We start from the raw sequence: 24,737 nt of genomic DNA, 5'->3' as shown, positions 1-24,737 counted from the left end.
AGGGGGTTCACTGACTTGAGCCAGCAGGATTCTTTAAAGCTGTTTGGGGATGAAGAAATTTATATTAAAGGACGGCATCTTGTCACGATTTTTCATAATGAGGAAAACCTGTATACGGTCGTTCGGATACGAGTGGACGAAACGAATGATTCTTATGAAGATAAGGAAGCTGTCGTCACCGGGAATTTCCCGAAAATCCATGAAGATGAAACCTACACCTTTTACGGAAGGTTCAAAGAGCATCCGAGATTCGGCATGCAGTTTCATGCGAAGCATTTCAAGAAAGAAATCCCCCAGACGACTCAGGGTGTCGTACATTACTTGTCCAGTGATTTATTTAAAGGGATCGGAGCGAAAACGGCCGAGAAAATCGTTGAACATATCGGTGAGAACGCCATAAGCAAGATCCTCGAAAATCCTGGCCTTCTTGATGAAGTGCCCAAACTTCCGAAAGAAAAGGCAAAGAGCATATATGACACGCTTGCTGAGCATCAGGGCTTGGAGCGGGTCATGATTATGCTGAACGAACTGGGGTTTGGCCCTCAGATTGCCATGAAAGTGTATCAGGCTTATAAGGATCAGGCATTGGAAATCATTCAAAAGAATCCTTATAAGCTCGTCGAAGATATTGAAGGGATCGGATTCACCCGTGCTGATGAACTCGGATCGAAAATCGGCCTGACAGGAAGCCATCCTGACAGGATAAAGGCAGGGTGCCTATACACTCTGGAACAAACCTGTGTCAAACAGGGACATGTGTACCTTGAAGCAGAAGAACTCATCGTAACCGTGAAGGAGCTTCTTGAGAAAAGCCAGCCGGAGAAAATCGAGTACACAGACATCTCAACACAGCTTGTCTCCTTGGAAGAGGAAAGCAAAGTGGTCGGGGAGGGGACGAAGGTGTATGTGCCTTCTCTCTACTTCTCTGAAAAAGGGATTGTGACAAATATTGAGAAGATTTTATCCCAAACCCAATATAAAGATCAGTTCCCACAATCTGAATTCCTTTTATCGCTCGGAGCGTTAGAAGACAGACTGGGTGTTCAATATGCACCGTCCCAAAAGGAAGCGATCGAAACCGCCTTGATGTCCCCGATGCTCCTGTTGACCGGAGGACCGGGAACCGGTAAGACGACGGTCATCAAAGGAATCGTCGAGCTTTTTGCAGATCTGCATGGCTGTTCACTCGATCCGAAAGATTACAAAGATGAACCGTTCCCTGTTTTGTTAACGGCCCCTACAGGACGGGCGGCAAAACGGATGACGGAATCAACGGGCCTCCCGGCGATGACGATCCACCGGCTCCTTGGCTGGAACGGTGGGGAGTTCCAGAGTGATGAGGAACGGTCGATCGAAGGGAAGTTACTGATCGTTGATGAAGTATCAATGGTTGATACCTGGCTTGCCCATCAATTGCTGAAAGCACTGCCTGACGATATCCAGGTCATTTTTGTCGGTGATGAAGATCAATTGCCGTCTGTCGGACCGGGTCAGGTGCTAAAGGACCTGTTGAATGCGGAAGTCGTGCCGACGGTCAGGCTGACGGATATATACAGACAGGAGGAAGGTTCTTCGATCATAGAACTTGCCCATTCCATGAAAAGGGGTCAGGTACCGTCGGATTTGACGAAACAGCAAAAAGACCGTTCCTTCTTCCCCTGCAGAACCAATCAGATTTCGGAAGTTGTCCAAAAAATCGTTGAGAATGCAAAGAAAAAAGGATACACGCCGAAGGATATCCAGGTGCTTGCGCCCATGTACCGTGGACCTGCAGGAATCGATCGATTGAATGTACTGCTCCAGGAAATCTTCAATTCAAATGATGGCACCCGGAAAGAAATCGCTTTTGGGGATGTGAAATACCGGATCGGGGACAAGGTGCTTCAATTGGTCAATCAGCCGGAGAATAATGTGTTCAACGGGGACATCGGCGAGATCGTATCGATTTTTTATGCGAAGGAAAATACGGAGAAGCAGGATATGGTTATCGTGTCATATGAAGGAAATGAGGTCACCTACACACGGCAGGACCTCATGCAAATCACCCATGCGTACTGCTGCTCGATCCATAAGTCTCAGGGGAGCGAGTTTCCGATCGTGATCCTGCCAGTCGTGAAGAGCTATTACCGGATGCTGAGAAGGAATCTTCTTTACACCGCCATCACCAGAAGCAAGCAGTTCCTCATCCTTTGCGGGGAGATGGACGCTTTCAGGCTTGGCGTTGAGAGGGAAGATGATTTTCTCAGGAAAACGAGCCTGACTGAAAAATTGAGGCATCTTCTGGAGGGGGCTGGAGATTCAGAAGCTCCGATCGAAAACATTCCAGTCGAAGAAATGTTGATGAAAGAGGATCCGATGATCGGGATGGAAGGCATCAGCCCATATGATTTCATGAATGCATAAGGTTAACAGATGGATGGTTAGATGGACCATTTATCTGTTGGCCTTTTTTATTTGGGACGAGAAAAGAAGGCACCGGGCAAACGGTTGGTTGAAACATAAACATTGGGTATCATGGAAAAGGTTTCTCCTCATGAAATCATCACATTATCCCACACTATAGAAGAACGGTGAAACCCTTCATCGTTCTGGCGGGGCTTCTTCAAAGATACGTATAAATTTCACTCTGTTTGGACATGATGGTAGGGAATCATCACCATTTATGGTGTATCAGAGGTGAACCGACCAATGAAGTGTCCAAACTGTCAGAGTAAAGATATAGGGAAGATCGGCATCAACCAGTATTACTGCTGGGGGTGCTACATCGAGCTCTCCTTGGCAAAAGGGGTCATCCATACCCACCAGGTGGAGGAAGATGGATCTTTAAGCTCCCTAGACGACTTATTCGATGAAGAAGAACGCCGACTAAGCTGAAAGAGGTGTCTTTCTTGAATAAAACATTTGCGTCCCTTTTTGGCTTTGGGGCAGGCATCGCTGCTTCCATCTATTCACAGCGCTCGAATATGATGAGCCAAAAACAAATGAAACGTATCCGTAAACAAGTAAAGAAACTTTTTTAGCGTTGAGAAGGCTGACTCTTTTGGGTCAGTCTTTTTTATGGTTGGGTTTAAATTGCAGGTTGGATAAAATTAGTGAAAGACGCATAACCGAATGGTTTTGACGCATAAAAAGAAAAAGTGACGCAAATGTGGGTGGTTTCGACGCATAAAATCAAAAAGAGACGCAATCACAGCGGATTCCGACGCATAAATGAAGGGAGGGAGATCTCCCTCATGATCGAATCATCACCTGAAATTTGAAAGAGGGATAAATACTACGAAAAAAACCAAAAAATATCATAACCATGCCCATTTTCGATGCAACCATCCCCAAAAAAGCATTTGGCTGTTTCAATCATTCACCCCAAACAAACTTCCAACACACCTTCCTCAACCATCCAAATCACTCCCCCATGAATAAAACCACCATCCACCTTCGAACAATAGAAGGAAAGGAGGTGTTCAACATGGAGAAGAGGTCGTATACCAAATGGATCTACAGGCTGTCCTTTGCACTTATCACTGCATTATTTCTTTATATCCTGTATTTATTGAGGCCTGTCTGGCATCCGGTTTTGGTGGTAATTTTCTTTTCACTGCTTCCTTTTCTGATCGGGGCTTTCATTGCCTATCTGCTTCACCCTGTTGTGGAGAAGCTGCATGAAGCGGGTATTCACCGTGGGATAGCGATCATGCTCATTTACCTCCTGTTCTTCGGGGGAATCGGCTATGGGATTTACAAAGGAACGCCTGCGATCATCCATCAGCTGAAGGATTTATCAGAGAACGCTCCGCTCTTCACGAAGCAATACCAGGGCTGGCTGAAGGTGGTGCAGAGTGAGACGTCGACTTGGCCGGACGGGATACAGGATCAGCTGGAGGAAAGGATAGACGGACTGGAGGCATGGGTGACGGGTCTAGTCACCGTTGTTCTTGCAACGGTCATGAAATTCATGAACAGCCTTCTCCTGGTCGCGATCATTCCTTTCGTCTCGTTTTATTTATTGAAAGACATCACCAAGGTGAAAGCTTTTCTGTGGCGGCTCACCCCGAAGAAGTGGCGGAAGAGTGCGATTTCGTTTTCCAGGGATGTGGATGAATCCCTCGGAGGCTACATCCGGGGGCAGCTGTTGGTGTGTTTGATCATCGGTGGGCTTTCTGCAGGGACCCTGTGGCTGATCGGCATGAAATACCCTTTGATCCTTGGATTGATCATCGGTGTGACGAATGTGATCCCGTATTTTGGGCCGATCATCGGGGCAGTCCCGGCGGTGCTTGTGGCAAGTACGATTTCATTGGATATGGTGATGTATGTTGTCATCATGGTGGTTGTTCTTCAATTTTTGGAAGGGAATATCCTGTCTCCCCTCATAGTGGGGAAAAGTCTTCATATGCACCCCCTGTTCATCATGGCTGCCCTTATCCTGGGCGGGGAAGTCGGAGGGGTGATCGGGATGATTGTGGCTGTGCCCATTCTAGCGGTCGTGAAGGTGGCCATATTGCACGGGCGAACCCATTTTCTCACAGCCAGACAAGAAGATTCATGAGAAAATGCCAATCAACATTGACAAATACAATGAATATTTCTATAATCCAACTTATACAAGTAATCGTATAGCATGAAAGCTATGAAGGATCGAGTAGGGTATAGTCCATTTTTTAGAGAGAAGTCCCCCCGGGCTGAAAGGGATTTTAAATGAAGGGTATCCGAATGCTAATCCTGAGTGCAGGTAAAGCCTGCCGTTGAACCGCGTTAAGGTGTTTTGAGGGATGAATGGACCGTACGCGGTTTATTCATAACCAGGGTGGTACCGCGAGAGCAGCTCTCGTCCCTGTATTGGGATGAGGGCTTTTTTGTATTCATTTTTAACATTACATACCTAAGGAGGAAGCTTCACATGAACAAATTAACAGGCGCAGAAATTCGTCAGAAGTTTTTAGATTTCTTTCAGGAAAAAGGGCATGGTGTCGAGCCGAGTGCTTCATTGGTTCCCCATGAAGATCCGTCCCTTCTATGGATCAACAGTGGTGTTGCCACATTAAAGAAATATTTTGATGGCCGTGTCATTCCGCAAAATCCAAGAATCGTCAATGCACAGAAATCGATTCGTACAAATGATATTGAGAATGTCGGGAAAACAGCCCGTCATCATACGTTCTTCGAAATGCTTGGGAATTTCTCAATCGGGGACTATTTCAAAGTAGAAGCGATTGAATGGGCGTGGGAATTTTTGACTGATGAAAAATGGGTTGGTTTCGATCCTGAAAAGCTGTCTGTCACGATTCACCCTGAAGATCATGAAGCATTTGATATTTGGAACAAAAAAGTGGGTGTACCTGCTGAACGCATCATCCGCATCGAAGGGAACTTCTGGGATATCGGTGAAGGACCAAGCGGACCGAATACGGAAATCTTCTACGATCGCGGACCTGAGTACGGTGACAATCCGGAAGATCCGGAACTATACCCAGGGGGGGAAAATGACCGCTACCTGGAAGTATGGAATCTTGTGTTCTCGCAATTCAACCATAATCCTGATGGGACATACACGCCGCTTCCTAAGAAGAACATCGATACAGGGATGGGCCTAGAGCGTATGGCCTGTGTCGTTCAGGAAGTGCCAACCAACTTCGACACAGACTTATTCATGCCGATCATTTCAGCAACAGAAGAGATTTCCGGTAAAGAATATGGGAAAGGAATGGAGTCCGATGTCGCGTTCAAGGTGATTGCCGACCATATCCGTACGGTTTCCTTTGCCATCGGTGACGGTGCCCTGCCATCCAACGAAGGACGTGGATATGTATTGAGAAGATTGCTTCGTCGTGCCGTTCGTTTCGCAAAGCAAATCGGCATCAATCGTCCGTTCATGTACGAATTGGTACCGGTTGTCTCTGAAGTGATGGTGGATTTCTATCCGGAAGTGAAGCAGAAAGCTGAATTCATTCAAAAAGTAGTGAAAAACGAAGAAGATCGTTTCCACGAGACATTGAATGAAGGATTGTCGATACTATCTTCCATCATCAACGCGCAAAAATCTGCTGGAAGCACAGTGATTCCTGGTGAAGACGTATTCCGTCTGTATGATACGTACGGCTTCCCGGTAGAGTTGACGGAAGAGTATGCAGAAGAAGAAGGCCTGACAGTGGACCATGCCGGTTTTGAATCAGAAATGCAAGGGCAGCGTGAAAGAGCAAGAGCAGCCCGTCAAGACGTGGGAAGCATGCAGGTACAGGGTGGTATCCTGAGTGATATCACGGTAGAGAGCCGCTTCGTCGGTTACGAGACATTGGAAAGCACGGCAACGGTCCTTGAGCTCCTCGTTGACAATGAGCGTCAGCCGAAAGTGGATGCAGGGCAGGAATGTCAGTTCATCCTGGATCAGACGCCATTCTATGCTGAGAGCGGTGGTCAGATCGGGGATAAAGGATATATTGAAGCAGACGGTGTAAAAGTCCGAGTGACAAGCGTCAAGAAAGCGCCGAACGGTCAAAACCTCCACTCAGCGGTTGTGGAAGAAGGTACCCTGACGCAGCAGGCACAAGTGATGGCGAAGGTTTCCCGTGAATCACGTACCAAAGTCGAGAAAAACCATACGGCGACCCACATTCTTCATCAAGCATTGAAAGATGTGCTGGGAGATCACGTGAATCAGGCCGGGTCACTTGTAGAACCTGATCGTCTGCGTTTTGACTTCTCTCATTTCGGATCGGTGTCAGCGGAAGAAATCGACCGCATCGAAACGATCGTCAACGAGAAAGTATGGAAGGCGATTTCTGTCAATACGGCTCTCAAATCATTGGCAGAGGCGAAAGAGATGGGCGCGATGGCATTATTCGGTGAAAAGTACGGCGAAGAGGTCCGGGTTGTTTCAATCGGGGATTACAGCCTTGAACTTTGCGGCGGCTGTCACGTATCGAACACGTCTGAAATCGGGTTATTCAAAATCCTTTCAGAAAGCGGGATCGGAGCCGGTACGAGAAGGATTGAAGCAGTGACGGCTGAGAACGCTTATAAAGTATTGAATGATCAAGTGTCACAGCTGAAGGAAGTGGCTGCGAAGCTTAAGTCAAATCCGAAAGAAGTAGTGGGCCGTGTCGATTCCCTGCTTGCAGAGATGAAAGAGCTTCAAAGAGAAAATGAATCATTATCTGCAAAGTTGTCTAACATAGAAGCAGGCAGCTTAACGGATCAAGTGAAAGTCATTGACGGTGTGAATGTGCTTTCTGCCAAAGTGGCGGCAGGGGACAGCAACGGGCTTCGCACGATGATGGATGACCTGAAGCAGAAGCTTGGTTCAGGGGTGATCGTCCTCGCGACGACAGGTGATGACAAAGTCACAATCATTGCAGGAGTTACTGCTGACTTAGTCGAAAAAGGATATCATGCCGGTAAATTGGTCAAAGAAGTTGCTTCACGCTGTGGCGGAGGCGGTGGAGGCCGTCCGGATATGGCTCAAGCCGGCGGTAAACAACCGGAAAAAGTCGAAGAAGCCCTTCAATTTGTAGAAGAATGGGTCAAATCCATTTAACTCCTTGTGAAAGTGGTGTACAATGTAGGTAACGATTAACAATTCGGTTGTCAAAAAGACAAGCCTGAAGAGAGGTGCCAAAAAATGAGTTCTTTTGACAAAACGATGCGGTTTGATTTTTCTGAAGAGCCATTCGAACATGATGTAAAGGAAGTCCTTTTGCAAGTTCATGATGCGCTCCAGGAAAAAGGATACAATCCGATCAATCAAATCGTAGGATACTTATTATCTGGAGATCCTGCTTACATTCCCAGACATCAAGATGCCAGAAATATCATCCGCCGTTTAGAACGTGATGAGATCATCGAAGAATTAGTCAAATCGTATTTGAAACAGCACAAAGAGGGATAATACATGCGTGTAATGGGTTTAGATGTCGGTTCTAAGACAGTGGGAGTCGCAATCAGCGACGAACTTGGCTGGACGGCTCAAGGAATTGAAACGATCAAGATCGATGAAGAACAAGGTGTGTTCCGTATCGATCGACTCAAGGAACTTGCCGATGAGTACCAGGTCGGAAAGGTTGTGGTGGGCATGCCAAAAAACATGAACAACACGATCGGTCCCCGGGGTGAAGCGGCGAAGGCTTACGGAGATCTCGTTCAAACCGAGCTGTCCCTTCCAGTCATGTACTGGGATGAAAGATTGACCACGATGGCTGCAGAAAGAGTCCTATTAGAAGCCGACGTAAGTAGAAAGAAACGTAAGAAAGTAATTGATAAAATGGCTGCAATGATGATCCTTCAAGGATTCCTTGACAGCCAAAAATAATGAGGTGAATGTTCATGGAACACGGAGAAAAGCAAATTACAGTAGTAGACGAACAAGGAAATGAGCAGTTATGCGAGGTCCTTTTCACATTTGAATCAGATAAATTCGGAAAGTCTTATGTCCTTTACTATCCACTAGGGGCAGATGAGAACGACGAAGAAGAAATCGAAATTCATGCATCTGCATTCATGGCTGGTGACGAAGGTCAAGAAGGCGAATTAAAGCCGATTGAAACAGAAGAAGAGTGGGACATGATTGAAGAAATGTTGAACACTTTCTTAGACGAAGAAGAAGACGCTGAGTAATCATCTCAACGACATAGATCATACATGATCGAACAGGGACCGCGAAATGGGACAAAAATTCCCCCATTTTGCAGGTCCCTGTTTCACTTTGTGCAAATTATTGTATAATAGTGGAGATGATGTCGAATAATGCACGACGGATAACCCGCTTTTTTGCTCGAAAGGGGGAAATAAAGTGAAGAAAAATATAAAAGATACACTGATGAAAAAACTGCTGGAGAGGCAAGAGGAGGCAAAAGTCATTAGAAAAGTAGTGGGACTCGTCATCCTTTGTCTTGTCATTGTGATCGGAGGGACCGCGGTGGGGGGATACCTGTATGTGAATTCAGCCCTGAAGCCCGTTGATCCTGACAATACAAAGCCTGTTAAAGTGGAAATCCCGATTGGTTCCGGTGTAAGCAGCATTGGAAAGATCCTCGAAGAAAATGGGATTGTGAAAAATGCCACTGTCTTTAAATATTACGTCAAATTCAACAATGAAGCCGGATTCCAGGCAGGTGCATATGACCTGACGCCATCCATGACATTGAATGAGATCGTCAACAGCTTAAAGACAGGCAAGGTGATGAGGAAAGCGGAATTCAAGATCACGGTCCCAGAGGGGCTTCAACTCGATCAAATCGCTGAAATCATAGCAAAGAAAACACCATACAAACAAGAAGAAATAGAGAAACAATTAAACGATAAGAAATGGATCGAGCAACTAAAAGGTGAATATCCGGAACTGATTACTGATGAAATATTGAACGAAGACATAAAGCGTCCGCTGGAAGGGTATTTGTATCCTGCCACCTATTCTTTTTATGAGAAAAAGCCTTCGCTTGAGGCCATCCTGAAGAAGATGATCGGTCAGACGAATGAAGTACTGGCTCAATATCAGGAATCGATTGCGGCAAACGGGTATACAACCCATGAACTTCTTACCCTTTCTTCCCTGATTGAAGAGGAAGCAACGGAAAAAGCGGACAGAGGCAAGATTTCCAGCGTATTCTACAATCGCATAGAAAAAGACATGCCGCTGCAGACAGATCCCACTGTCCTTTATGCACTCGGCAAACATAAATCCAGAACGGTCTATGAAGATCTTGAAGTAGATTCACCTTATAATACGTATCAGGTGAAAGGACTCCCTCCAGGACCGATCGCAAATGCCGGCGTTTCGTCAATCGAAGCTGCCCTGCAGCCTGACGATACAGAGTACTATTATTTCCTTGCCGCATCGAACGGTTCGGTCTATTACTCCGAGACCCTTGATGAGCATAATGAGAAGAAAGAAAAGTACATCACCAATAAAGAAGAATAGTCGGATAAGAAGAGGAAAGAAACATTCGCTTTCCTCTTTTTTATGTGATAAAATAGTACAAGTTATTTTTATATCCCGACGGTATCTCCTGGGAGAGATAGGTAGAGTAGAAAGCTCATTGTGGCTTTCTTCTTTTCATGTTGTCTAAGAAGAATCGTCCGATGATCGTGAGGATTATATATGAACGAACAAGTGATACAATATATAGAAAAAATAGTAAAAGAACGGCCGCCGCTCCTTGCAGAGATGGAGCAGTATGCTGAAGTCCATAACGTACCGATCATGGAACTGGTCGGGATGGAAGCCCTCCTTGGGATGCTGAGGATCCAACAGCCGAAGAAAATCCTGGAGATCGGGACTGCGATCGGATATTCGGCATTGCGGATGGCTGATGCACTTCCTGACACCAGAATTGTCACGCTGGAACGGGATGAAGAAAGATATGAGGCGGCACAAGCGTTTCTTACCCGTTCTGATGACGGCGAACGGGTCACCCCTTTATTTGGGGATGCACTGGAGCTTTCTCAAAAAGTGGCTGAATTCGGCCCTTTTGATGCCATCTTCATCGATGCAGCCAAGGGTCAGTACTTAAAATTCTTTGAACTGTACGCTGAAATGCTGTCAGATGATGGTGTGGTGTATTCGGATAATGTCTTGTTCAAAGGTCTCGTGGCCGAAGAAGAGGTTGAACAGAAGCGGATCCGGAACATGGTGAAAAAGCTGCAGAATTATAATGTGTGGCTGATGAATCATGAGGATTTCGACACAAGTATCCTCCCTGTTGGCGACGGGATTGCCATTAGCAAAAAAAGAGGTGAACAATCATGAAAAAGCCGGAATTGCTTGTAACCCCACTTGCTGTCTCAGATATTGAGCCATTGGCTGCAGCAGGGGCAGATGCATTCATGATCGGTGAAGAACGCTACGGGCTGAGACTCGCCGGAGAATTCTCCAGAGAAGAAGTCAAAGAGGCGATTGCGCTTGCCCATAAACATGACAAAAAAGTGTATGTGGCCATGAATGCCCTTTTTCATAATGATAAAATTGCTGAGCTTGACGGGTATATTTCATTCCTTCAACAAGCCGGGGCCGATGCGATCGTATTCGGAGATCCTGCCGTACTGATGGCTGCGAGAGAAGCTGCGCCTTCCATGAAGCTTCATTGGAATACAGAAACGACGGCAACCAATTGGTATACGTGTAATTACTGGGGAAGAAAAGGTGCGAAACGTGCCGTGTTGGCCAGGGAATTAAGTATGGATACGATTGTGGAAATGAAAGAAAATGCCGAGGTGGAAATTGAAGTGCAAGTCCACGGCATGACCTGCATGTTCCAATCCAAGCGATCTCTGCTCGGTAATTACTTCGAATACAGAGGCAAGGCAATGGAAATCGAAAACCGCAAAGAACAGAAGAATATGTTCCTTCATGACGAAGAACGTCATAATAAATATCCTATTTATGAAGATGGGAACGGTACCCATATCATGAGCCCTAACGATATGTGCATCGTGGACGAGCTTGGCGATATGATCGATGCGGGAGTCGATTCATTCAAAATCGACGGGGTGATGAAGTCATCAGACTACATCCTTGAAACAACGAAGTTATATCGCAAAGCCATCGATCTTTATGTGGAAGACGAAGATCAATATGAAGAAAGAAAAGACGAATTCCTCGAGGAAGCGAAAAGCTTGCAGCCGGAAAATCGTCCCCTCGATACCGGGTTTTTCTTTAAAGAGACTGTATATTAAACGCTGAAAGAAGATCGATTGGAACGGAGGAGTTACGATGACCACGGTTATGAAAAAACCGATATCTGATATCGTAGACGGAAAGCGTGTCATTGTGAAGAAACCTGAGTTACTGGCCCCGGCCGGTAATCTGGAAAAACTGAAAATCGCTGTCCATTACGGGGCGGATGCCGTCTATATTGGAGGGCAGGAATACGGCCTCAGATCCAATGCAGGAAACTTCACCCTTGAACAAATGAAAGAGGGAGTGGAGTTTGCGAAGGGATACGGTGCAAAAATTTATGTGACGACAAACATCTATGCCCATAATGAAAACATGGATGGCCTGGAAGACTATCTCCGTGGACTGCAGGAAGCGGGAGTTGCAGGCATCATTGTCGCAGACCCGCTCATCATTGAAACGTGCAGACGGGTTGCGCCGAATGTGGAGGTCCACTTAAGCACACAGCAATCCCTGTCTAACTGGAAGGCCGTTCAATTCTGGAAAGAAGAAGGGCTGGACCGTGTGGTGCTTGCCCGTGAAGCAAGCGCTGATGACATCCGTGAAATGAAAGAAAAGGTCGATATTGAGATCGAAACGTTCATCCATGGTGCCATGTGCATCGCTTATTCAGGCAGATGTACGTTAAGCAACCATATGACGGCCCGTGACTCTAATCGCGGCGGCTGCTGTCAATCCTGCCGCTGGGATTATGATTTGTATGAAGTGGACGGAGGAAAGGAAAATCCACTTTATGATAATGGGGATGCACCTTTCGCCATGAGCCCGAAAGATCTGAAGCTTGTGGAATCGATCCCGAGGATGATTGAGCTTGGCATCGACAGCTTGAAAATTGAGGGTCGGATGAAGTCCATACACTATGTAGCCACTGTTGTGAGCGTATACCGTAAAGTGATTGATGAATACTGCAAAGACCCCGACTCATTCAAAATTCAGCAGGAATGGCTGGATGAGCTCGAAAAATGTGCCAACCGTGACACTGCCCCTGCATTTTTTGAAGGAGTACCTGGCTTCAAAGAGCAGATGTTCGGTGTCCACAACAAGAAAAATACAAATTTTGAATTTGTCGGGCTTGTCCTGGATTATGACGAAGACACACAAATCGTCACATTGCAACAAAGGAACCATTTCAAGACTGGACAGGAAGTGGAATTCTTCGGTCCGGAAATTACAAACTTCACCCAGGTGATCGAGAAGATGTGGGATGAAAAAGGGAATGAGCTAGACGTTGCCCGCCACCCATTACAAATTGTGAAATTCAAAGTTCATCAGCGAGTCTATCCTGATAACATGATGCGAAAGGAGAACACGTAATACTTATGAAGCAGAAACCCGTTGTAATTGGTGTAGCAGGAGGATCCGGCTCAGGAAAAACGAGTGTGACCAAAGCGATTTATGAGCAATTCCAAGGTCATTCCATTCTTATGCTGCAACAAGACTATTATTATAAAGATCAATCGAATCTACCATTTGAGGAACGCTTGAAAACAAATTATGATCATCCATTAGCTTTTGACAATGATCTTCTGATCGAACATTTACATGAGCTGTTAGGTCATCAATCCGTCAATAAGCCGGTTTATGATTATAAAATGCATACACGATCTGAGGACACGATTCTCGTGGAACCGAAAGATGTGATCATTTTAGAAGGAATTTTAGTATTAGAAGATGAAAGATTGCGTAACTTAATGGATATCAAGCTATATGTAGATACCGATGCCGATCTTCGCATCATCAGAAGGATGCTTCGCGATATTAAAGAACGGGGCCGCTCCATTGACTCGGTCATCGATCAATACATCACGGTCGTCCGTCCGATGCACAATCAGTTCATCGAACCGACGAAACGATATGCAGATGTGATCATCCCTGAAGGTGGACACAATCATGTTGCAATCGATTTAATGGTAACAAAAATTCAAACAATTCTTGAACAAAAGTCATTTTTGTAATACGATAGCATAGATAAAGACATATAGGCGAGATGATATTTCCCACATTGTAAAGAAGAAGGGAATGGAGTGAGAAGAAATTCTCCCTTCATTCCCTGCCTTTACATAAATAGCCATACAATTGTTACATAAGGAGCGCGGGGAAGCTCTTAGATAGAAAAGGAGTGAAGAGGGTCATGAGTACAGAAAAAGTATTTCCTATGACAGCAGAAGGAAAAGAGAAATTAGAAAAAGAACTGGAAAACCTGAAAACGGTTAAACGTAAAGAAGTGGTTGAGCGCATTAAAATTGCTCGAAGCTTCGGCGATCTTTCCGAGAACTCAGAGTACGATGCGGCGAAAGATGAGCAGGCATTCGTTGAGGGACGCATTTCAACCCTTGAGAATATGATCCGCAATGCGAAGATCATTCAAGAAGATGATATGAATTCAGATACAGTGCAATTAGGTAAAAAAGTGACGTTCATCGAACTTCCTGACGGTGATAAAGAAACGTACACGATTGTGGGCTCTGCAGAGGCAGATCCATTTGAAGGGAAGATTTCAAATGACTCACCGATCGCCAAAAGCCTTCTTGGCCACAAAGTCGGTGCAGAGGTGAATGTTCAGACTCCAGGCGGGGAAATGAGCGTTAAAATTGTAGAAGTAAGCTGATCTCTTAAGAAGGGGCTCGAATCATCGAGCCCCTTCTTTTTTATGCAGGAACCGGTTATTTTGCCTGAAACTCGTCAACAATGGGGACGAGGTGACAAAATGAAACGGAAACGAATCAGGATGCTCAGCATCGTCCTATTGCTCTCTCTCGGTGTCCTTTGTGCAAGATTGATGCAGCTGCAATTATTCCAAACCGAATCTTACTCGAAACATCAAATCAATCTCCTGGAAGAAAGTGTTTCCCAACGGACCCAACAACTGGTGATCGATGAAGGGAGGGGGGAATTCCTGGACAGGAACGGAAAGCCCCTCACGTTCACCGAAAAAAATATACTGGTCCTGTTTCCATTTCTTCAACATACAGCTTGGCCGGTGGAAAAGGTTGCGGATATTCTTCATATACCGCCTGCTACGATTCTTGCCAAGCTTGAAGAAGCAAAGGGGCCGATCGTGTTCGGCGGACGTGAACCGCTGCAGCTGTCTGAACATCAGATGAACGACATCACCTCCCTCGAAATCCAGGGGGTGTTCGCGCTGACCAAAAAGTATAAAAGCGGTGATGTATTGGCATCGCAGTTGATCGGCGTGACGGGAGAAAATGCAGAGGTATTCCACCAACGGTACCCTGAAAGAGTCAAGGGTGCCAATCAGAAGATCGGGGTATCGGGGCTGCAGGAGAACTTTGATGAATGGCTTGTGGCAGAAGAGGAGGCCAAGCTGATCTATCACGTGGACGCCCTCGGAGGACCGCTGTTCGGGGTGGATGTAAAGTATCTGGCACCGGCCAACCCTTTTTATCCCCTTAATGTGAAAACAACGATCGATGCCGGACTTCAGCAGTCATTGGAAGAAGTGGCAGACACTTATCAGATGAAAAAAGGCGGCCTTCTTCTTTTGGACATTGAAAAAAGTGAGGTCGTCGCAAGTGTATCGAGGCCAGTCATGAAAAGCAGGGACCCTTTCAGCGGAGGGGCGACAAATTACATGTTAAAGGCGTTGATCCCAGGCTCGGTGTTCAAGACCATGGTGGCCGCTGCCGCGATGGATGAAGGACTGGTCGATGAAAGCAGGCTGTTTCCTTGCGACGAAGATATCCGAGGGGAACAGGCAGAAAAGCCCCACGGGAACATTAATATCAAAGAGAGCATCGCAGTCAGCTGTAACCGCACATTTGCAGACCTGGCGAGGGAATTGACTGAAAAGGATGACCATCTGCTTGATGAGTATGCAGAAAAGCTCGGCTTGACAGGTGAGATCGGCTGGAGTGGGGATGTGTTCCATTATGAGGGTTTCACACAGCTTCAATCCGATGCTGGAAGGGTTTTTGCTACGGATGAAGAAAGGGAAGAACCCAATTACGTTTCTCAAACAGGCATCGGCCAGAGGGAAGTGAGGGTCACTCCCCTCGGCGTCGCCAACATGATGGCGACGATTGCAAGGGGAGGAGAGAAGTTCCAGGTCAGTGCCGTTTCTTCCGTTCAGTATCAAAACGGGACAAACATGTTCTCATTTCCGAAACAGAAGCTGGAAGGAGAAACAATCACTCCCTACACGGCCATGAAGCTTCAGCAATATTTGCGGGGTGTGGTGGCATCACCCGAGGGAACGGCCGGCTACCTCCAGCAAGCCGCCTATCCGGTTGCAGGAAAGACGGGCACGGCGCAGACTGGAAGCTTTCGGGGAAAGAAGGAATTATATAATAAATGGTTTGCAGGCTATTTTCCCTTCGACAATCCGAAATATGCCCTGGTGGCCGTCAACATGGATGTGACAATCGATGAAGGGGGTATCTATCCGATTTATAAAGACAGTGTGGATGCCGTTTATCGGTTCGAAACCAGATGACAGCCTGCCGTGACCTTTTTCCCTATCTTGCAATTCAGAAGTGGATTCATAATGTTTCGCTTTATTCTCTTCCTCCAATCATGTTAAAATGTTTAGCATAATAGGGAGGGAACACTATGGCGAAATACCAATCTCGATTGGATAAACGATCTAAAAAAAATACAAATAAAATCCTGAACATAATGATAGCAGTCGTACTTCTGTTGATTGTGGCAGTCGGCGGGACAATCTTGTTCGGCAGTGACAATGAAAAAGCAACGACTGATGTGAAGCATACAGAATCAAAGGATGCCAATAAGAAAGATACAGCGAACGATGACCAGTCTGGATCTGATGAGGAGAACGGGGATTCAGAAGTTCCGGCAGACGAAGATAAGAAAGATGAACAGAAGCAAGAAGATGAACAAGAGCAAAATGAATCCGACGAGAAGAAGGATGAAGTCGCGCTGGACGGAGAAGATGACAGTAAGTTGAAGGTCGAAGACAGTGACGAACCAAATGTTGAAAAGACACTGATTCATCCAGACTGGAAGCCAGTCGGAACAGAGCAGTCAGGCGAACATGCTTCTTCCTACGAGATCGGTTCGGTCGACTGGAACGAAAAGGTGAAAGCCGCATCCTATGCAACAGGGATTCCTGAAGAAAATATGACCGTTTGGTTCATCGCAGGAAACGGCGGTCCGCAAAGATCGATGGCGACTGTCACCGCGAAAGACACCGGCACACCATACCGTGTCTACCTCCAATGGGTCGATGGCCAAGGCTGGCAACCGACCAAAGTCCAGGAGCTGACAGAAAACGATAAAGACTAAAACGCCAAGAGGCGAGACATATGCCTATTAAATAGCAGAATAAGGCTGGAACAAAAGGTTGCCCAGCCAAAGAAAAATCCGAACGAATGATTTCATGAAAATCTAATTCGCTCGGATTTTTTTTGCTTGTATTTACCAGGTTCCAGCATTTGATTGAGTAGGCGGGTATCGTAGTGTCCAGCCTTTTTTATTGGCATGTTTTCGTAAAGATTGTTGCTATTATTAGACGTTAAAGTGAACATCTGTAGCGGAAATCAACCGCATCTCGCTTGTTTAAAAGCCACAATGTTTAAGAAAACAGCCTTCCCTATCATTTCTTCACTTTAAAATGAACAACCGCACTATATAATCTTCTTCCATTTTCATCGATGGAAACCGCATGATTTACATGATGGACACTGAGCATGATCGCTTTATTATGCTGAATCTGCTCATCTACTTTCTTCTCAAGGGTCCGTAAACTGTCTGCTTCAAAAAATTCCACTTTATCTTCAATCAGGTCAAATGAAATATTCATGATATCCCTCCTTTATTACGTTTAATGCAGCGTCGCATCCTCTATTTTAGTGTAAAGTATCGCTTTTTACAATTATTATTTGTTGAATTAATTGAGTGGATATGATAATTTAATAACAGTTTTAATTTTAATTCATACTATGTTTATAGGAATTATAAACTTAATGCAACTGAGGTGTTAGCCGATGGGAAGAGAATTTTTAGAACTGTTCCAGGATTGGGCAGATTCATATGATGATACGGTGACGGGGAAAGATGTTGAATATCAGGCGGTATTTGAACATTATGACAACATACTTGAAGAGGTTGTATCAAGGTCAAAAGGAAGAGTGGTAGAATTCGGGCCGGGTACAGGAAACCTTACGAAAAAGTTACTCGAAGCAGGATTGGAAGTCGTTCCGTTTGAGCCTTCTCCAGAGATGAGGGCGATCGGGATGCAGAAGCTCGGAGAACAAGTGACGTTCAAAGACGGTGATTTCCTGGACTTCTCTTTAGAGGAAGTGGCCGATACGATCGTCAGTTCTTATGCCTTTCATCATTTAACGGATGAAGAAAAGGGAAAAGCTTTCGGCATCTATGGAAAGCTCCTTGCCCAAGGTGGTAAAATAGTATTTGCTGATACGATGTTCGAGACGGAGCAGCACTATCAAGCCACCATATCCCAAGCAATGATGAAAAAGTATGACAATCTTGCCGAAGATTTAAAACGTGAATATTATACCACCCTGGATGTATTGGAGAAATTATTGCAGGAGAATGGGTTCACGGTTCATTTTCAGCAGCTGAATCACTTTGTGTGGATCATGGAGGCGACTAAACAGTAGAAAGAGGTTTTAATAATGAAAATCGCCATCATCGGAGCAATGGAAGAAGAAGTAGCGTTATTGCGTGAGAACATCTCAAACCCTTCAGTCGAGACAATCGCAGGGTGTGAATATACAAGTGGTATGATGGGTGACAAAGAAGTCATCTTACTTCGTTCAGGAATCGGTAAAGTGAATGCAGCTATGTCGACGGCAGTCCTGCTGCAGCAATATAAGCCGGATTGCATCATCAATACAGGGTCAGCAGGAGGATTCGATCCTTCTCTAAATGTTGGTGATGTTGTCATCTCCACAGAAGTGAGACATCATGATGTGGACGTCACGGCATTCGGTTACGAATATGGTCAGGTTCCACAGCTGCCCGCTGCATTCATTGCAGACGAGAAATTAAAGCAGACGGCGATTAACAGCGTGAAGGAACTCGGTGATGCCCAGGTTGTTTCAGGATTGATTGCAACAGGGGATTCATTCATGAATGACCCGGTTCGTGTCGACGCGATCAGGGATAAATTCATCGATTTACAGGCAGTTGAAATGGAAGCAGCGGCGATCGCCCAAGTGGCACATCAGTTCAATGTACCATTTGTTATCATCCGCTCACTTTCGGATATTGCCGGTAAGGAATCAGATCTTTCATTCGAACAATATTTAGAAAAGGCAGCACTGCACTCGGCTAAGATGGTCATGAGTATCGTCAAGTCTGTCTAATTGAAGGAAATAAAGCTGACCCATGCGCCTTTTCCTCTCTTCAACTGATATTGGATGTGTTTTTAGGAACACTCCGTCATTGAGGGGACTTGGCTGATGGGTCGTTTTTTATATAAAGGGGGAACGGTTCATGGACATATACAAAAGTGTGCATGATCTTATAGGGAATACGCCGATCGTTGAATTGACGCATTTCCCGCTTAAAAACGATGTCCGTCTTTTTGCAAAGCTGGAGTTCTTTAATCCAGGCGGGAGCGTAAAGGACCGGCTCGGCTTGGAATTAGTAAGGGACGCTGAGGAAAGCGGAAAAATAAAGCCCGGTGGGACATTCATCGAGCCGACAGCAGGGAATACAGGTATTGGTCTGGCGCTCGCGTGTATCAAATCGGGCTACAGCGTGATCTTCTGTATACCTGAGAAATTCAGCATCGAAAAGCAGGAGCTCATGAAAGCACTGGGAGCGAAAATCGTCCATACTCCGACGGGAGAAGGGATGAAAGGTGCCATCAGAAAGGCGGAGGAACTGGTGGAGGAAATTCCTAACGCCTATTCACCGCAGCAATTTGGGAATGAAGCCAATCCACTTACGTACTACAAAACACTTGGGCCGGAACTCTGGAGACAGATGGACGGCAAGGTCGATGTGTTCGTGGCCGGCGCAGGTACAGGCGGGACGTTCATGGGAACGGCCAGGTATTTGAAAGAAATGAGCAGTCAAGTAAAGACCGTGATCGTCGAGCCGGAAGGATCTATTTTAAACGGGGGCGAATCAGGTCCCCATAAAACAGAAGGAATCGGCATGGAATTCCTGCCTGCCTACATGGATCGTGACTACTTCAACAGCATCCACACCGTCACGGACGAGGACGCCTTTGCAAGGGTAAAAGAGCTTGCGACAGGTGAAGGCCTGCTGGTAGGGAGTTCATCAGGGGCTGCCCTCCACGCGGCATTATTGGAAGCGGAAAGTGCTGAACCGGGAAGTCATATCGTCACGATTTTCCCTGATTCAAGTGAACGATACTTAAGTAAGAAAATATACCAAGGAGGAATTTAATCATGAAAAAGAAAACACAATTAATCCACGGCGGTATTCCGACTGATCCCCAGACGGGTGCTGTTTCCACACCGATCTATCAGGTAAGCACATACAAGCAGGATGAAGTCGGAAAACATAAAGGCTTTGAATATTCACGCTCCGGAAATCCGACAAGGCATGCACTTGAAGAGCTTATCAAAGACCTTGAAGGCGGGGAGAAAGGCTTTGCCTTCGGTTCAGGCATGGCAGCCATTACGGCGGTTATGATGATGTTCAGCAGCGGAGATCATATCGTCATGACAGATGATGTATATGGCGGGACATACCGTGTCATGACAAAGGTGCTGAACCGTATCGGCATCGAATCCACATTCGTTGATTCAAGTGACATCAGTAAGATCGAAGAGGCGATCCAGCCGAATACAAAGGCTGTGTACATTGAAACACCGACCAATCCACTGTTGAAGATCACCGATATCGAAGCAGCGGCTGCACTGGCGAAGAGCCGGAATCTGTTGACAATCGTTGACAATACATTCAGCACACCGTATTGGCAAAACCCGATCAGCCTTGGAGCAGACATCGTCCTTCACAGCGCAACGAAGTATATCGGCGGTCACAGTGACGTAGTGGCAGGGCTTGTTGTAGTAAATTCCCCGGAGCTTGCCGAAGAGCTGTTCTTCGTTCAAAATTCAACGGGCGGCGTCTTAGGGCCGCAAGATTCATGGCTGTTGATCCGCGGGATTAAAACACTCGGCTTGCGGATGGAAGAGCACGAGGAAAACACGAAGAAAATCGTCGAGTTCCTTACAAATCACCCGAAAGTATCGAAGGTGTACTACCCTGGATTGGCATCCCACCCGAATCATGAGATTGCCAAAAAGCAGGCAGCCGGATTCGGCGGGATGGTATCCTTTGATGTCGGAAGCGAAGAAAATGCAGACCGTCTTCTGACGAACACGAAATACTTCACGCTCGCAGAAAGTTTAGGGGCTGTAGAAAGTTTGATTTCGGTACCTGCCCGCATGACACATGCATCAATCCCTGCAGACCGCAGGAATGAACTCGGCATCACAGACGGACTGGTCCGCATTTCAGTCGGTCTTGAAGATGCGGAAGACCTGATCGAAGATATCGGGAACGCCCTTTCCAAGTAAAGGAAACCGTGGCAGAGCTGCCATCTATTACATGATCACCGGCCTCGTGTCGTATGTTACGATAGAATGAGAGTTTACTAGTTCTAAAGTAGGTGAATGCATGTGAAGAACAAAAGGACCATTCAACACAAAGTGGATGATTTCAAGCGATATGGTTTTACATTGCTTGCATTAAGCGTCTTTATGTATTTAGGGGTCATTATACCGTCAGAAACGGTCACACCTGGAAAAGTGGCCACGCTCATGACAGGAACGACCGTGATGCTCGGAATGTCACTGCTATTTTTCACAAAGGCGATCAAATATAAAAAAGCACTGCAATCTGCAGATGAATAGTTTGAGGTAGGCGGGTTCTCTTGGAGGGCCCGCTTTTTTATTTACCCAGTCATTTGGTTCTTGTGGAAATTTGTAGAAAAAATAATCATGAAAAGAGTTTACATCGGGGTGGTGATTGGATATAATAACCAATGTAAGAAAAATAACACAGGGGAGGTCGAGAAAAATGTTCGTGCTTATTGGAAAAAATAACACAACTTCATATTGTTTTCATCATTCGACCGCTTGTGGGATGTTATACGCTTCATTTTAATTTCAATTAATGATAGCCACAGGGAGAATGCAGTTCCCTGTGGCTTTTTTGTGCCGCAAGGAGCGAACTCTTTGTGGCTTTTTCGTTTGCCCGGAAGGCCTGGGACTGTGAAAGGGGGGATATATATGACACTGAATCTTTTATTCATTACCGTGACATTCAATAAAAAGCAGGAAACGTTTGAAGAAGCTTTACACAACGAAACGGTTTCTAAATGTTATGAAGAAACAAAAGCAAAGCAGCAATACATGTCACAATTATTTTAATATGAATGGAAAGTACACAAAAAGAGAGGAGCAGGAATCATGATTTTTATACAAGAGAAAAAACTAAATGCGCTTTGGGTAGAGAAGGATACTGCCTAACGCTTCAGAAGGCGGGTGGAGTACATGTTTTTGAATATCGCGATTTGGACTGTCATTTTCCATCGGGGAAAGAAACGGGATAGGGCCAGATGATCGGAGAAGGGGGCACTCAGAAATGAGGTGTCCCCTTCTTTTTTTACCCGGTTCCCGGTCACATTTTCGTCAATGTTTAGTAATAAGATGTTCACGAATGACAGGAGAATATCCGTTTTTTCGTGATACATTAATAGTAGGAACTATCATAAATGAAAAGGAGAGCGATGACGATGTTCTCAATGATTATGGGTCTTGTCCTTACATCTGTGATTGGGTTGATCATTTCTGCTGAAGTCAGTGTGGAATAGGAAGTAAAGCAAAAAAGTCTGGATCTTTGGTACCCCTGGATGTTGATTTCCGTGTATGGCTTTACTTTTCACGTGCGACCGCGAGCTTTTTTTATCGGTCCGGCCAAGCTTTACCTGAGGAGTCGCTGCCATTCACACCCATCAACAGGGGAGCGTGCTTCTCGCTTTGATCATACTTGCATAATAGAAAAAATCCGGGTGAATTCAATTCTTATCCAAGAATCGAATTCATTCGGATTTTTTTGAGGAATTATCATTTTCTTTACGACATATTCCGCTTCTCTTTTTCTTCCCGATAAAACTCATGGAACATTTTCATGAGCGCCCGTTTTTCAATACGGGAAACATAGCTTCTAGAGATCCCGAGCTCTTTGGCGATTTCCCGCTGGGTTTTCTCCTCTTTTAGATCAAGGCCGAATCGACCGACAATGACTTCCTTTTCCCGCTCATCAAGGACACAGATGTATTTACGGACCTTCTCAAGCTCCATGCTTAATTGGATCGTGTCGATGACATCATCGCTCTCCGATTTTAAGATATCGATCAAACTGATTTCGTTCCCTTCCTTATCCTGTCCGATCGGGTCGTGCAGGGAAACGTCTTTTTTCGTTTTTTTGAGGGCACGAAGATGCATCAGGATTTCATTTTCGATACATCTGGCCGCATACGTGGCAAGCTTTGTCCCCTTGCCTTCCGAATAGCTTTCGATCGCTTTGATCAATCCGATCGTCCCGATGGAAATCAAATCTTCTGGATCTTCGCCGGTGTTTTCAAATTTCTTGACGATGTGCGCCACCAATCGGAGATTATGTTCAATCAGCATATTCCGGGCGTGCTCATCCCCTTCTGCCATCAAACGCAAATATTTTCGTTCGTCTCCTGAAGACAGTGGTTGGGGAAACGCATTATTCTTAACGTAAGAAACGAGAAAGATTAACTCCTTAAAGAAATACCCCAGTGCCGTTAGGACTCCAGACATGTTTACACCTCCATGAGGACTTAAGCCTATACTCATTACTATGTTAAGAAAGGGGAGTGCTTGCATGTCCGGAGAAAGTAATGAAAGAAATGGAACATTTTCCTGTCTGCTGAATTCTATAATAAAGATGGAAACTGCCTATACGCTCTTAACCTATGTACATATACTATTAGTAAAAGTGAGTGAGGAGGTATGGTCATGCCATATGGATACCCGTGTTGTGGACCAGTTTATCCAGGTTGCTATGGTGGCGGCGGGTTTTACTTCGCCCTCGTCGTCGTCCTACTAATCCTGCTTTTCCTATTCGGTGGCTGGTGGTACTACACCAATTGTTAAAAGAAAAGCGGAGGGGCTTTGCCCAGAGGCGACAAGCATAAGGCGAACCTGCCGGAAAGGCGTTCTTTGCCTTTTTGGCAGGTTTGACTTATGACCTCGAGCCTCTAAGCCCCGCAGCTGGACAAAGAAAAGCGGAGGGGGCTTGTTCAGGCCCGACAAGCACAAACAAAAAAAGCCCGTTTCCTCATCGAAACGGGCTCTTCCCATAGGACATCTACATTTTCTTCAGTGTGAACGTGCTGACCATCAAGAGTGCCAGAAGAATGGTCATACATATGAGCACCACGCTTGAAACATGGGGGATCATAAAGTAGCACAGCGTCAACAGACAGCCGGCTACCGTGATCGGCAATCCTGTGAAATAGCCGTCATTTTCCGTGATATTGAACCTGGCGAGCCTGTATGCTCCGCAGGCGATATAAAGGATGGTGAAAAACATCCCGGGTACGTCGAATTGTTGAAGGACTGCTGTATACATGAGCAAAGCCGGAGCGACCCCAAAGGACACGATATCACTCATGGAATCAAGCTGCTTGCCTAAATCTGATTCAATGTTTAATTTTCTCGCAACCATCCCATCGAATCTGTCTGTCAGGGCAGCGATGAAAATGAGCAATAAACTTAAATTTAATTGATCATGAAGGATAGAAATGATGGCAAATCCACCTAGGGACAGGTTGGATAAAGTAATAAGATTCGCTGTTTGTGTTTTGATTTTCTTGAACGTTTGATCGATGACGCCGGAGAGAAACAATCAAGACTCACTCCTTATAAGATATATTTGTTCACTTTTGAACATGATTGATGGCTTATGCTTCTCATCAGGGAGGGGCATAAGCCTGTTAACACGGGCAAAGGTTGCCCTTTGATGAAAAAAGATGGTTATTCATATAGTATATAACAATATTTTATTATATACTTATTAAACTGTTAAAGATAATCGTTTTTTAGAA

The 24,737-nt window shown here is 45.5% G+C and carries 25 protein-coding genes and 1 other annotated feature; of the genes, 22 read left to right on the top strand and 3 right to left on the bottom strand.

What is annotated here, in order from left to right:
• The first annotated feature begins 15 nt into the window (after positions 1–15).
• The 16 genes from recD2 (at position 16) to KH172YL63_RS15350 (ending at position 16,930) form a co-directional block, all read left to right on the top strand.
• Positions 16–2,403: an SF1B family DNA helicase RecD2 gene (recD2, locus tag KH172YL63_RS15425; protein WP_173106937.1), complete on the top strand. Its 2,388-nt coding sequence runs from the start codon at positions 16–18 to the stop codon at positions 2,401–2,403.
• A 285-nt stretch (positions 2,404–2,688) separates the two neighbouring features.
• A complete protein-coding gene (locus tag KH172YL63_RS15420) occupies positions 2,689–2,874 on the top strand; it encodes a hypothetical protein (RefSeq protein WP_173106936.1) in 186 nt (61 codons plus the stop codon).
• Between the two features lie 14 nt (positions 2,875–2,888).
• Positions 2,889–3,020: a YrzQ family protein gene (locus tag KH172YL63_RS15415; protein ID WP_173106935.1), complete on the top strand. Its 132-nt coding sequence runs from the start codon at positions 2,889–2,891 to the stop codon at positions 3,018–3,020.
• A gap of 446 nt (positions 3,021–3,466) precedes the next feature.
• Positions 3,467–4,546, top strand: coding sequence for an AI-2E family transporter (locus KH172YL63_RS15410; RefSeq protein ID WP_173106934.1), 1,080 nt, complete (start codon positions 3,467–3,469; stop codon positions 4,544–4,546).
• Positions 4,547–4,618: 72 nt separating this feature from the next.
• Positions 4,619–4,836: a binding site (T-box leader), on the top strand.
• Between the two features lie 61 nt (positions 4,837–4,897).
• Entirely contained in the window at positions 4,898–7,531 is a 2,634-nt protein-coding gene (gene alaS, locus KH172YL63_RS15405) for an alanine--tRNA ligase (RefSeq protein ID WP_173106933.1), read from the top strand.
• A gap of 84 nt (positions 7,532–7,615) precedes the next feature.
• Positions 7,616–7,882, top strand: coding sequence for an IreB family regulatory phosphoprotein (locus KH172YL63_RS15400; RefSeq protein ID WP_034757362.1), 267 nt, complete (start codon positions 7,616–7,618; stop codon positions 7,880–7,882).
• 3 nt (positions 7,883–7,885) lie between these two features.
• Entirely contained in the window at positions 7,886–8,302 is a 417-nt protein-coding gene (ruvX, locus tag KH172YL63_RS15395; protein ID WP_173106932.1) for a Holliday junction resolvase RuvX, read from the top strand.
• Between the two features lie 14 nt (positions 8,303–8,316).
• The gene (locus KH172YL63_RS15390; protein WP_173106931.1) at positions 8,317–8,607 is read left to right on the top strand and encodes a DUF1292 domain-containing protein; all 291 of its coding nucleotides are present in this window, start codon (positions 8,317–8,319) and stop codon (positions 8,605–8,607) included.
• Between the two features lie 202 nt (positions 8,608–8,809).
• On the top strand, positions 8,810–9,910 hold the full coding sequence (gene mltG / locus KH172YL63_RS15385) for an endolytic transglycosylase MltG (protein ID WP_173108215.1): 1,101 nt from the start codon (positions 8,810–8,812) through the stop codon (positions 9,908–9,910).
• Between the two features lie 180 nt (positions 9,911–10,090).
• Positions 10,091–10,738, top strand: coding sequence for an O-methyltransferase (locus KH172YL63_RS15380; RefSeq protein ID WP_173106930.1), 648 nt, complete (start codon positions 10,091–10,093; stop codon positions 10,736–10,738).
• On the top strand, positions 10,735–11,664 hold the full coding sequence (locus KH172YL63_RS15375; RefSeq protein WP_173106929.1) for a peptidase U32 family protein: 930 nt from the start codon (positions 10,735–10,737) through the stop codon (positions 11,662–11,664). Before KH172YL63_RS15380 ends, KH172YL63_RS15375 begins: the two co-directional genes overlap by 4 nt.
• Before the next feature lie 49 nt (positions 11,665–11,713).
• The gene (locus tag KH172YL63_RS15370; protein WP_442858787.1) at positions 11,714–12,979 is read left to right on the top strand and encodes a peptidase U32 family protein; all 1,266 of its coding nucleotides are present in this window, start codon (positions 11,714–11,716) and stop codon (positions 12,977–12,979) included.
• 5 nt (positions 12,980–12,984) lie between these two features.
• A complete protein-coding gene (gene udk / locus KH172YL63_RS15365) occupies positions 12,985–13,620 on the top strand; it encodes a uridine kinase (protein WP_173106927.1) in 636 nt (211 codons plus the stop codon).
• Between the two features lie 176 nt (positions 13,621–13,796).
• Positions 13,797–14,273: a transcription elongation factor GreA gene (gene greA, locus KH172YL63_RS15360; protein ID WP_173106926.1), complete on the top strand. Its 477-nt coding sequence runs from the start codon at positions 13,797–13,799 to the stop codon at positions 14,271–14,273.
• A gap of 99 nt (positions 14,274–14,372) precedes the next feature.
• Positions 14,373–16,118 carry a peptidoglycan D,D-transpeptidase FtsI family protein gene (locus KH172YL63_RS15355; RefSeq protein WP_173106925.1) on the top strand — a complete coding sequence of 582 codons (1,746 nt, stop codon included), beginning with the start codon at positions 14,373–14,375 and terminating at the stop codon, positions 16,116–16,118.
• Between the two features lie 116 nt (positions 16,119–16,234).
• Positions 16,235–16,930 (top strand): DUF1510 family protein, encoded by a 696-nt coding sequence (locus tag KH172YL63_RS15350; protein WP_173106924.1) that lies wholly within the window; start codon positions 16,235–16,237, stop codon positions 16,928–16,930.
• Between the two features lie 310 nt (positions 16,931–17,240).
• Here KH172YL63_RS15350 and KH172YL63_RS15345 read toward each other — a convergent pair whose 3' ends face one another.
• The gene (locus KH172YL63_RS15345; protein ID WP_173106923.1) at positions 17,241–17,447 is read right to left on the bottom strand and encodes a DUF2536 family protein; all 207 of its coding nucleotides are present in this window, start codon (positions 17,445–17,447) and stop codon (positions 17,241–17,243) included.
• A gap of 184 nt (positions 17,448–17,631) precedes the next feature.
• On the opposite strand from KH172YL63_RS15345, the gene KH172YL63_RS15340 reads away from it, so the two are divergent.
• The 6 genes from KH172YL63_RS15340 to KH172YL63_RS15315 all read left to right on the top strand — a co-directional run bounded on the left by KH172YL63_RS15340 (position 17,632) and on the right by KH172YL63_RS15315 (position 22,026).
• Positions 17,632–18,270, top strand: coding sequence for a class I SAM-dependent DNA methyltransferase (locus KH172YL63_RS15340; RefSeq protein WP_173106922.1), 639 nt, complete (start codon positions 17,632–17,634; stop codon positions 18,268–18,270).
• Between the two features lie 15 nt (positions 18,271–18,285).
• Positions 18,286–18,978 carry a 5'-methylthioadenosine/S-adenosylhomocysteine nucleosidase gene (gene mtnN, locus KH172YL63_RS15335; RefSeq protein WP_173106921.1) on the top strand — a complete coding sequence of 231 codons (693 nt, stop codon included), beginning with the start codon at positions 18,286–18,288 and terminating at the stop codon, positions 18,976–18,978.
• 130 nt (positions 18,979–19,108) lie between these two features.
• On the top strand, positions 19,109–20,032 hold the full coding sequence (gene cysK / locus KH172YL63_RS15330; RefSeq protein ID WP_173106920.1) for a cysteine synthase A: 924 nt from the start codon (positions 19,109–19,111) through the stop codon (positions 20,030–20,032).
• A gap of 2 nt (positions 20,033–20,034) precedes the next feature.
• Complete coding sequence (locus tag KH172YL63_RS15325) at positions 20,035–21,171, top strand: bifunctional cystathionine gamma-lyase/homocysteine desulfhydrase (RefSeq protein WP_173106919.1); 1,137 nt, start codon at positions 20,035–20,037, stop codon at positions 21,169–21,171.
• A gap of 102 nt (positions 21,172–21,273) precedes the next feature.
• Positions 21,274–21,507, top strand: a complete 234-nt coding sequence (locus tag KH172YL63_RS15320; protein WP_173106918.1) for a YrhC family protein — start codon at positions 21,274–21,276, stop codon at positions 21,505–21,507.
• Between the two features lie 378 nt (positions 21,508–21,885).
• A complete protein-coding gene (locus tag KH172YL63_RS15315) occupies positions 21,886–22,026 on the top strand; it encodes a YrzI family small protein (RefSeq protein WP_173106917.1) in 141 nt (46 codons plus the stop codon).
• Positions 22,027–22,731: 705 nt separating this feature from the next.
• Here KH172YL63_RS15315 and sigK read toward each other — a convergent pair.
• Together sigK and pssA are read right to left on the bottom strand one after the other, a co-directional pair.
• Complete coding sequence (gene sigK / locus KH172YL63_RS15310; protein WP_173106916.1) at positions 22,732–23,448, bottom strand: RNA polymerase sporulation sigma factor SigK; 717 nt, start codon at positions 23,446–23,448, stop codon at positions 22,732–22,734.
• 550 nt (positions 23,449–23,998) lie between these two features.
• Positions 23,999–24,538, bottom strand: a complete 540-nt coding sequence (gene pssA / locus KH172YL63_RS15305; protein WP_173106915.1) for a CDP-diacylglycerol--serine O-phosphatidyltransferase — start codon at positions 24,536–24,538, stop codon at positions 23,999–24,001.
• Between the last annotated feature and the right edge of the window lie 199 nt (positions 24,539–24,737).

Source organism: Bacillus sp. KH172YL63, from assembly GCF_011398925.1.
In the GTDB taxonomy this organism is placed as follows: domain Bacteria; phylum Bacillota; class Bacilli; order Bacillales; family Bacillaceae_B; genus Rossellomorea.
The sequence above is the reverse complement of the archived record's forward strand: the minus strand, read 5'-3'. Positions and strand labels throughout refer to the sequence as shown.